Raw genomic sequence first — 9,357 nt, 5'->3', positions numbered from 1 at the left:
TAACGGAATCTGTCGATCTGTCGACGGGCTCACAGTCCGGGCATATATCGGTCAGCGGCCCCGTCGATGTGTCGGCCTCATGGACAGAGGTATCCCGAACGCGCGATCCCGTCGTGGAATTGAACGGTCAGACTACGACCATCCACTCGGGGACACTAGCCGACGGTGAGACCGCCACGGCCACGATCCCGAAAGACCAGCTACAACAGGGCACCAACACCCTGAATGTCTCACTCGGAGACGGCTCGCTGTCAGCTGACGCGCCCGAGATGCGCGCCGACATCGAGGCCAGCCACGAGGCCTCCGACAAGATCTCCGTCGGCTACTCCGCGACCACCTTCGAGGAGAGCTACAACGTCAGCCACACCTACGCAGCTGAAACCTCGGACGCTCAGGTCACCATCCCCTTCGAATCGTCACGAGTGGTCGGGGTAAAAAACGTCGAGTACCAGATCGGCGGCGGCGGTTGGGAACGCGTCGGAGCGGATAACTACCGGTTCGATGGTACCACCGTCGATGTCTACGTGAGTGACGCCGTCGGCGGGACAGTGCCCGCTGGCTCGACGGTCGATGTGAGGGCGACCGGCCGGAAGATGTCGGTCGGGAACGGCGCCGTCACGATCACCGACCCGACCGCGCCTCACGAGGAGCTCGACACCCAGCTCCGAATCGACGAGCGGAGCGAGGACTTCCACGTGAATGTCGGCCCGACCGACGACGGCGATCGCGTACACTACTCGTACTCGGATATCTTCCCCACCGAGGACTACGTCGTCATCGATTCAAGCGGCGCCCAGAAGATGTATCTCCCAAATTCGAAGACAGGAGATACGTTCCGCGTGAAACACTTGGAGACGCGCGTCATTGCTCAGCAGGGAGACGTGCGGATCGACGTGGTCGAGCCCGGGCAGAACCCGGAACTTGACGTGTCGCCGGGACCAGGCGGCGATGGCGACCCCGTAACCATCGAGTATTATAACACCGAATCTGGCGTTGAGTACCTCCTGAATAGCCTCAAGCGTTCGATCGTCGTTGACAGTGACGTGGCGCAGTCTCCCGCGATCTTCGAAGACGATGACTCGGAGGACACGTGGCAGATTCTCCGTGACTCCGAGGCGTCAGTCCGAGAAGAGGACTCGGACGGCCCGATCGGTCAGTTCCGCGAGCGAGCGGGCGCCGCGGTCGGAAGCGTGAGCACGCCTTCCGGAGTTGGCGGTGGCCAGCTGCTCTTGCTTGGGCTGCTCGGACTCGGCGGAGTTGTCGTGTTCCGCCGGGTCGAACCGTTCGGCGGCCGCGGTATCGAGGTCGGTAAGCGAATCGCACAGAAGACCGGCAGCGGCGCGTTCTCAGGACTACAAGGGCTGTTGAGCTACATGAGTCGGGTTGTGAATCTCGTCGTGTCGAACCGTCGAGCGTCGATCGCAACGGGCGTGCTCGCGGCGATCATCGCGGCGCGGGCGGGTCTGCTTCGACTCCCCGAGGGTGCCGGTATCCTAATCGTGGTTTCGGGCGTACCGATCGCGTCGTATCTGGTGTTACGCCGCTCGGACGCGGTGAGCCAGCGCGTGTGGCTCGCGTCCACGCTCGTCGCGGTCGTGCTCGGATTAGAGTTCGTCGCGCCGGGAACGATCCAGACGGCGATCGAACAGCTGACTAGCGAGCAGGTGGCGCCGCTGCTGATCCTCGTCGTCGCCGGCGGCGTCTATCTGTGGTACCGCGCTCGACAGTCAGATCGGCCAGTGTTCAACGTCGTCACGCGGAGGGAGTGATGCTGGCCAGCCCCCTCGGAGGTGGCGTCGATGCGGTGATCAGCTTGGCGACCGGCAACGGTGTCGAGGTCGGGATGCTCGCGACCGCGCTCTTGGTGATCTGGCGCGGGCATCGCGTGCTCGCGATTCTACAGTCGGCGCTAGAGACGATCCGGATCGGGTTCATCGCGGCGGCCGCTGTCGGGTTGCTCGTGCTCGTTGCGATCGGCGCCGGGTGGATTTCGGTGTCGTCGTTGCCGGTCGTGCCGTCGGTGCCGCTGCCACTCTGAGCGGCGGCTGAAATTTGTGGGGTGTTTCTCGGCGCGTGCTGCGCTGCTGCGAGCGTTCGAAAGGATACGCGCCGGTCAGTACCTGAAGACCTCCCAACGTGGTTAGAACTAAAATTTTCGCGGGGCGAACCCCTGTTTCGAGTGCTTCAGGTGGAACTTCTGAAAGCGGTTGCTGTGTATTTTCCCCCGAAGGGGGTGCCCTTAGGCACACTCCCTAAGGGGTCCGTCCCAGCCCGTGGGATCGAACCCTGACCAGCCGCAGCGCTCGCGACGACGTCGAGGTCGATCGCGACCGCGATCGAGAGCAAAATCGGCTCAGATACCGCTTAAAACATAACTATTTCTACAAGAAACAGGGGGCAGGATAGTGTTGCCACTCAACTGTCGGTGGTCAGCGGGGGAGCTTCGAGGAGAAGAGAACGTCCCCGTTGCGGTTGATCGGGCGCTGACCCGTCCGACGTCCCTTCTCCTTCTCCGTCCAGGAGAACTCGCCGCTGATGAACTTCCGGTACGCCATCGAGCCCGTATCCTCCGCGGCGTCGACGCCGGCGCGGATGAGCTTGACGAGCTCGACGCGCGAAAGCGGCTGGCCGCCGAGATCGACGACCATCCCGTCGACGGACTCGGTGATCGAGATGCCGTGGCGCCGAGCCCAGCGTGCGAGCGCGGAGTCCTGGTCGATCATCTCGGTCTCCGCCGACGCGAGCTGGCGCACACCACCGACGACCCAGTCGGTGACGTCCTCGAACGTGTTCAGCAGGTCTTGGAACTTCTCGCGGATCAGGCTGTCCTCGAACGACATCTTCGCGTTCGCGACCTCGACGAGGTCGTCGAACTTCTCGGCGGCACGGTAGACGGTTGAGCGAGACGTGTCCGACAGCTCGGCGAGCTCGCCGACGCGGGCGCCGTCGCCGCCGTCGGTCAGTGCGGCCAGCACGGAACGCTCGGACTCGGTCGCGTCGCCTCGAGCGAAGTGCGCGACCGCCTGCTGCTCTTCGCCCTCCTGGACGCTGGGCATCTTGTTCTCAACGATGTCAAGATCTCGCTCTGACTCGGTCGCCTCGAAGTAGTGATCTGCCGTGTAGACGCGCGGGTCGGCTCGCGTCGGGAGTCCCGCCCAGAGGAGGACGTTCACGAGCGACTCGTCGAGCTCCGTTCGCAGCGCCTCGACGTCGAACGCGCCTTCTTCGCTCCAGGGCACCGAGGAGAGGTCGGAGTACTCCTTCGACCATTGGAGCTCGAGCTTCGGATCCGAGAGCGGATCGTCGTCCGACGACGTCTCCTCAGACCGGGCGAACTCGGGATGGTAGTACTTCACCAGCTTCCCGACGCCGTTCGGCTTCTCCGTGAGTTTCTTCCAGGTCGACTCGTCGAGCGCGACGGCGTTCCGGTGACCGATGACCTTCTCGTTGTCCCACTTGTATTCGCCCTTCCCGCGGTTGTTCGAACCGAAGAGCGCGAGCTGATCGAGAACGGCGCCCTGCCCGGCGACGTGCTGCTCGCCGGCGCCGCGGTCCAGGCGGAGGTACATCTCCATCTGGTAAGCGTTCGAGTGTTCGTGAACGCACTCGTCTCGGAAGTAGTGCGTACTGATGTCGAGTTCCTCAGCCAGTCGACGAAGCAGCGGTATCACCTCGTCCGGCTCTAGGTTGCTGGAATTCGCCTGAACGCGCAGGCCGTACGGGAGATCTTCCGGCATCGACCCGATCCGTTCGCCGTCAGCCGTTCGAGCGTCCGGTACCGACGGCCGGAACTGGAACGACGCCTTCCGCTCACCGAGACCGTCCTGCGCTCGAATAGCGATCTGGTACTCGTTGAACGTCTCGTAGGGGCGCGACGGCGCCGCGATACCGCCGGACCAGTAGTTCGTCTTGTCCGGGTTGATCTCCCAGAGCTCACCGTCGAAGGCGAACGACCCAACGTCGTCGGCGATGCTGGGCTCGTACTGTGAGACAATCGCGTCGTACGGCGACAGCGAGCCGGGGTGACCGTTCTGACGAGTGTCCGGCTGCGAGAACAGTAGATGCGCGCCGAACGCGTGAACACGCGGCTCGACGCATTCGATCGGCCCCTCGACATCGAAGGTCCGGTACTCGGTCGACTCCGGGCTGCTGGGGTGGACCTGCCGAGTGCCCTCGCTTGCGGCGTCGCGGAGCTCGCGCGCCTCATCGGAGTCGACGACGCCCTCGATCGAGTCCTCGTCGTCACCGGTGACGGGCTGGGCGTCGCCCAGCAGCTCGTCGAGGTCGCCCTGTGGCCCGGGTTCGAGGTAGTCGTCGCTCAAAGCTCCACCTCCTTCCGGGGAACGACCACGGCACCGCGCTCGCCGGCGGTGAACACCGCGACGAGCGGGATCCACGGCTCGCTGACGTCGAGCGCGGGCTCACCCGGATCGCGCTCGCTCGGATCGAACACATCGACGGAGGCGTGTTCCGGCGCGATCGCGAGGACGTAGCGACCGTCGCGATACCCGCGGACCGGGACCATCTCAGAGCTGACGCGGTCGATGTGGACACCGGCGATCCGGCGCCGTGGGACCAACGGTGTCCCGACCGAGTCGAGAACGACGTCCTTCGTGACCGGGTTCGCGGCGTGCTTCTCGCCAGCGACCCACCGCGCGATCGGACGACGGAGGACGATGTCGTCGGACCGCATCACTCGACCTCCGCGGGGTCGAACACGCGCGACCAGGCGAGTTGCGTCTCCCGACCGCGGCCGTCGTGCCTATCGCGCCAGCTGGAGGTCTCGTCGATAAGGTGTTCGACAGTCGTCGCGGGGACGACCTTCATCGCGATCGCCGGGCGAGCCGGGCGGGGCTCGCAAACGACGAAGACGTAGACGCCGCCGGCGTCGAGGAGCGCATCGTGCTGCGTCTCGCGGAGGCTGAAACGCCCGCGACGCTGCGCGCTCCCGTAGACCGCCATCGTGCTCTTGATCTCGACGACAGTTCCAGCTTCGAGGACACAGATTCCGACAAACGGGAGGTCTGAGCGCGGGAAGATAGCAGTCTCGGCGACAGCATCGTAGTGTTCGCTGTCCGCGGTGGATTCGAGTTCGACGACGACGTCGAAGACCTCGTGTTCGGCGTTCTCGCCAGCGCGCTTCGCGGCAGCGAGAGTATCGCTGCTCATCGGCCCAACCTCCCGGGTATCTTCGCCCTTCCGGCATTAGTCCTCGATATGATATTTATCTCACTGCCACTGTACGCCCGCACAGTCGACTCAAGAAGGAACTTCCGAGCGATAGACGCTCGGTCGCGATCAGCGTCATCTCGCTGTTCAAATTCACCTGCGAGCAGCTGATATATTTCTGTGTTTTCGCAAGAGCTATGCTTAATCCTACTGAACAATCTACTGGTGTGCTTGACACACCATGTCAGAGGCAGGTCCTCGTGCCCGCGCTCTTCCCTCACCTCGGTTCCGGTGTGGACACGCTGATCAGCGTCTTCATGGTTTTCTCTGACTCTCTCAGTCATCACGAGGCTCACCTCCGTAGAGCGCGTGACGAGCGTCTGCGTCGAGGTCGTGAACGCCCTCGTGTTCACGGAACCAGTTCAGGAACTCGCCGGCGGACAATCGGCTGATCTCCACCGACTCCCTGGGCTCGAGATTCCGATCGACGGTCACGAATCGGACTTTCCCGTCGTCATCGGGCTCAGCGCTGTCGAACAGCGCCCAGCCGTCGACAGCGAGCGCGACGCGGCGCATCCTCTCGCCGTCGACGGAGATCTCCTTGGGGACTTCGTCGAGCGTCAGGAAGCGGTCGCCGGCGACGGCGTGGACGTCGGGGTCCTCAACGTCGTCGAGGCTACGGAGACGCTCCCAGAGCTCGCGGTTGTGATGTCGGTACCGGGCGACGTGGTACCCACAGTACGCGACGTCGCCCCCGACCTCGGGCCAGGGCAGCCGGTAACGCTGTTCGCGGTCGCAGTGGCCGCACTCGCAGAGACCGTGTTCGTCGACAGGCCCGACCTCGGGTTCGAGCGCCCGATGGGCGCCCGAGTACCACGGCTGGCTGCGCGGGCGACTCATCGGCTACCTCCGTCGGCGCGCAGAGCGGCACCGACACGCTGACCGCGGTTACGGTTCGGATCCTCGGCGGGGTCGACGAGGTCGACGTCGACCCCGGCGGCGCTGCCGCGGCTGATGCGACGGAAGCAGTCACACCCGAGGCACCGGTGTGCGACGTCGTCCTCATCACCGAAGACAGCCCGGAACCTATCAGAGACGTGACCGTCGCAGTACCGGCACTGCGCGGTTTCGTCGGAACCGCCGGGTTGGCGGTTCATAGCGCACCCCCTGAATGCGGTTTTCGGGCGTTAGAAGGCCCTGAGGCTGCTGATAATGAGAAACCATAAAGAATCTGATGGGACCGCTGAGAGTCGAACTCAGGTCATACGGACCCCATCCGCATAGGATACCACTACCCCACGGTCCCTGACTACACGCTGAAAAACGACGGTCCGGTAATTAAGGACTTCGCTTCAGTCGTCGCCGTCCCGCGGGACCACGAGGTCGCCCGCGTCCCGCACCGCGAGGCTCCCGACCGCGTCGCCCTCGTAGACGGCCAGCCCCTCGGCGCGACCGAGGACGTACCCATCGCGGTCCGCCTCGACCGTCCCGCGCTCCGCGCCCGCGGCGTCGACCACGCTCGCGAGGACATCTCCCTCGTCGAACGCGTCCCCGGCCGCCACCCGGTGCCGGACGAGTCCGGAGATATCGGTCGTCGGCCCGCGGAAGCGCCGCACGGGAAACTCGACAGGGGCCGGGGCCACGCCGACCCCGGGCTCGCTAGCCGACTCGGGTACTTCGTCAAGGAGCCCGAGTTCGACCGCGACGCCGACGACGCCCGCGACGCCAGCGTCGAGGAGCGCGTCGTCGACGACGCTGTGGGCGCCGAGCTCCGCCGTGAACGCCGGGATCCCCGCCTCGTTGAGTACGGCGCCCGCGGTCGATCGCTGGAGGTTCTCTTCGACGTACTCTGCGGCGGGATACTCCCGGACCACCGGAAGCCCGAACGCCTCGACGAGTCGGCCGAGGTCCTCAGAGAGCGCGGCCGCCTCGGCCTCATTCCGTCGGTCACCGTACAGCACGCGGTCGCGGATGGCGAACGGCTCGCTACCGACGCCCGCGGTGTGACAGTCGATCAGCGCGTCCGCGGTCGCGTCGGTGCCGACCGCGTCGACTGAGAACTCGTTCCCCTCGACCGACGACTCGCCGGTGATCGCGGCGTACAGCCGGGCGTCGATCCGCTCTTGGAGCTTCGGCGGGCGGGCCGACTCCGCGTCGGCGTCCGGGAAGTGCCGGTTCGGGTCCTCGTCGGCGTAGTACGTCTCTCGCGCGTTCCGGCGCAGGCCGGCCGGGGAGACGACGGGCACGACGACGACAACGCCGGCGAGGTCGGCGAGGCGGTCGCCGAAGGTCGCGACCGCGTCCTGGACGACCGCGACGCCCGTCGCCTCGTCGCCGTGGACGCCGCCGGTGAGCCACAGCGTCGGCCCGTCGGCGGCACCGTTCGCGACCGCGACCGGGAGCCGTTCCGTGCCGCCGGTCGGCAGGTCCCCGACCGTGAGCCACCCGCGGTCAAGCGTTCCGGGCTCGGCGCTCGCGCTCCCGACGGCTACCACTCCGCCTCCGTCTGCGTCCGGCTCGTCCATGTCCGCATCTGGGGGCGGCGAATTTATAAAAGAACGCGCTCCAAGGCGACGACCGTCCCGTTCTCGGCGTCCGGGTCGCCGACGACGCGCCCGAGGCAGACCGCGGTGCCGTCCGGCGTGAAGCACGCGGCGAGCGGCGGGTCCGGGTCCGTGTCGCGGTCAGTCGGCGCGTCGCCATCCGTGTCGGTCGGCGCGTCGCTATCGTTCGACGCGTCGTCGCGGACCGCCGCCGGGATCGCCGCGTCGTCGACGTCGATCACGCCGGGCGCGTACACGGGAGCCCCGGTCGCGACGCTGCGGGCGGCCGACCGGGCGACCGTCACCGCGGGGAGGTGGGCGAGGGCGTCCTCCGCCGGGCGGACCACCTCGCGGAGGAGCGCGTCGTCGCCGTCCCCGGCCCACGCGAGCGCGTCCACGAGGTCCTGAAGCGTGCGGAGGTCGCGGTCGTCGAACGGGTCCGTGGCGCTGCGCCGGAGGTGTCCCATGTGCGCGCCGCCCCCCGTCGCGAGTCCGATGTCGTGACACAGCTTCCGGACGTACGTCCCCGACTCGCAGCGGATCCGGAGGAGCGCCCGGCGGTCGGCGACCTCCAGCAGGTCCAACTCGTGGACCGTCCGCGTGCGGAGCCGACGGCTCACGGCGCTCTTCCGCGGCGGCTTCTGGTAGATCTCGCCCTCGAACTCGGCGACGACTTCCCGGAAGTCCGACGGGGGTGACCCGTGGAGCTCCAGCACCGCGACGTACTCCTTCGCCCCTTCGAGGAACACCTGCGCCATGCGCGTCGCGTCGCCGGTCAGCGTGGGGAGACAGCCAGTGACCTTCGGATCGAGGGTCCCCGAGTGAGCGACGCCGCGGGTCGGCGGCCCCTCGGGGTCGAGCGTCGCGAGCGTCTCGTCTATGGCGTCCCGCACCCACGCCGACACTTGGTGCGAGGAGGGCCCGGCGGGCTTGTCGAGGTTGACGACGCCGAACCGGAGCAGCTCCGGCACCGACCGCTCTCCGGGAGGCGCTCTGAGCGGGTCGGGGTCGGCGTCGGAAGGATCTGTCATGCGGAGGTCAGTCGCGGGTTCAGAAGTCGTACACGACGCCGTCGACGGGCGCTTTCCCCTCGTCGTCGTCGGGGTCGTACGCTTCGACGGTCGCGACGAGGACGTCGAGGAAGCGCTCGGGCCCCCAGCGGGCGGTGTTGTACGCGGCGTCGTAGATCGAGAGGTCTTCGATGTCGATGTTGTAGTACTCCCGGTACCGCTTGCGCTCGGAGGCCTCGCGGCGCTCCGTCTCCGTTCGCGCGCGGTCGGTCGGCTTCGCCTCGCGCTCCGCGATCCGCTCCGCGCGGACCGACAGCGGCGCGTCGAACCAGAACCGGAAGTCGGCGTGGTCGGCCGCGAGCCACCCGGCGAGCCGCGATTCGAGGACCACGTCGTCGCGCTCGACGGCGATCTCGCGGAGCCGGCGGTCGAGGTCGCGGTCGATCTGCGGGTCCTCCTCGGCGAACTCGTTGAACTCGACCGGCGTCATGTCGCGTTCGGCCGCCATCTCGCGGAAGATGTCGCCGCCGGAGACGTGCCCGAGACCGAGCGCGTCCGCCAGCTGGACGGCGTTGGTGCTCTTCCCGCTTCCAGGCGGGCCGGAGACGGTGATCAACATATCACCACTGCGCGGG

General features: G+C 66.7%; 9 protein-coding genes and 1 tRNA gene. 2 read left to right on the top strand and 8 right to left on the bottom strand.

The genetic code is table 11. The features are described 5' to 3' along the window. Positions 1–119: 119 nt before the first annotated feature. Positions 120–1,769 (top strand): hypothetical protein, encoded by a 1,650-nt coding sequence (locus EXE47_RS10300; protein WP_137708260.1) that lies wholly within the window; start codon positions 120–122, stop codon positions 1,767–1,769. After that, positions 1,769–2,038: a hypothetical protein gene (locus EXE47_RS10295; protein WP_137708259.1), complete on the top strand. Its 270-nt coding sequence runs from the start codon at positions 1,769–1,771 to the stop codon at positions 2,036–2,038. The genes EXE47_RS10300 and EXE47_RS10295 overlap by 1 nt, the downstream gene beginning before the upstream one ends. A gap of 391 nt (positions 2,039–2,429) precedes the next feature. Here EXE47_RS10295 and EXE47_RS10290 read toward each other — a convergent pair whose 3' ends face one another. From EXE47_RS10290 to cmk, 8 genes are all read right to left on the bottom strand, one after another. Then, a complete protein-coding gene (locus EXE47_RS10290; protein ID WP_137708258.1) occupies positions 2,430–4,322 on the bottom strand; it encodes a hypothetical protein in 1,893 nt (630 codons plus the stop codon). Further along, on the bottom strand, positions 4,319–4,693 hold the full coding sequence (locus EXE47_RS10285; protein WP_137692786.1) for a hypothetical protein: 375 nt from the start codon (positions 4,691–4,693) through the stop codon (positions 4,319–4,321). Before EXE47_RS10285 ends, EXE47_RS10290 begins: the two co-directional genes overlap by 4 nt. Next, positions 4,693–5,169 carry a hypothetical protein gene (locus EXE47_RS10280; RefSeq protein ID WP_137708257.1) on the bottom strand — a complete coding sequence of 159 codons (477 nt, stop codon included), beginning with the start codon at positions 5,167–5,169 and terminating at the stop codon, positions 4,693–4,695. The genes EXE47_RS10285 and EXE47_RS10280 overlap by 1 nt, the downstream gene beginning before the upstream one ends. Positions 5,170–5,505: 336 nt before the next feature. Then, complete coding sequence (locus tag EXE47_RS10275; RefSeq protein ID WP_137708256.1) at positions 5,506–6,069, bottom strand: hypothetical protein; 564 nt, start codon at positions 6,067–6,069, stop codon at positions 5,506–5,508. Between the two features lie 335 nt (positions 6,070–6,404). Further along, positions 6,405–6,475, bottom strand: a tRNA-Pro gene (locus EXE47_RS10265). Between the two features lie 46 nt (positions 6,476–6,521). Then, positions 6,522–7,694 carry a succinylglutamate desuccinylase/aspartoacylase family protein gene (locus EXE47_RS10260; RefSeq protein ID WP_089308637.1) on the bottom strand — a complete coding sequence of 391 codons (1,173 nt, stop codon included), beginning with the start codon at positions 7,692–7,694 and terminating at the stop codon, positions 6,522–6,524. Positions 7,695–7,717: 23 nt separating this feature from the next. Continuing rightward, positions 7,718–8,743 carry an RNA-guided pseudouridylation complex pseudouridine synthase subunit Cbf5 gene (locus tag EXE47_RS10255; RefSeq protein ID WP_089308636.1) on the bottom strand — a complete coding sequence of 342 codons (1,026 nt, stop codon included), beginning with the start codon at positions 8,741–8,743 and terminating at the stop codon, positions 7,718–7,720. Positions 8,744–8,762: 19 nt separating this feature from the next. Continuing rightward, positions 8,763–9,341 (bottom strand): (d)CMP kinase, encoded by a 579-nt coding sequence (gene cmk, locus EXE47_RS10250; RefSeq protein ID WP_049930728.1) that lies wholly within the window; start codon positions 9,339–9,341, stop codon positions 8,763–8,765. Positions 9,342–9,357: the final 16 nt, after the last annotated feature.

Origin of the sequence: Halorubrum sp. GN12_10-3_MGM, assembly GCF_005435235.1 — an archaeon.
Taxonomy (GTDB): domain Archaea; phylum Halobacteriota; class Halobacteria; order Halobacteriales; family Haloferacaceae; genus Halorubrum; species Halorubrum ezzemoulense.
Note: the sequence above shows the minus strand (reverse complement) of the source record. Positions and strands in the feature narration are given on the sequence as shown.

Coding starts and splice junctions, on each gene's coding strand:
- EXE47_RS10275 (WP_137708256.1), bottom strand. CDS start 6,069: ATGAGTCGCCCGCGCAGCCAGCCGTGGTACTCGGGCGCCCATCGGGCG.
- EXE47_RS10255 (WP_089308636.1), bottom strand. CDS start 8,743: ATGACAGATCCTTCCGACGCCGACCCCGACCCGCTCAGAGCGCCTCCC.
- cmk (WP_049930728.1), bottom strand. CDS start 9,341: ATGTTGATCACCGTCTCCGGCCCGCCTGGAAGCGGGAAGAGCACCAAC.
- EXE47_RS10280 (WP_137708257.1), bottom strand. CDS start 5,169: ATGAGCAGCGATACTCTCGCTGCCGCGAAGCGCGCTGGCGAGAACGCC.
- EXE47_RS10285 (WP_137692786.1), bottom strand. CDS start 4,693: ATGCGGTCCGACGACATCGTCCTCCGTCGTCCGATCGCGCGGTGGGTC.
- EXE47_RS10260 (WP_089308637.1), bottom strand. CDS start 7,694: ATGGACGAGCCGGACGCAGACGGAGGCGGAGTGGTAGCCGTCGGGAGC.
- EXE47_RS10295 (WP_137708259.1), top strand. CDS start 1,769: ATGCTGGCCAGCCCCCTCGGAGGTGGCGTCGATGCGGTGATCAGCTTG.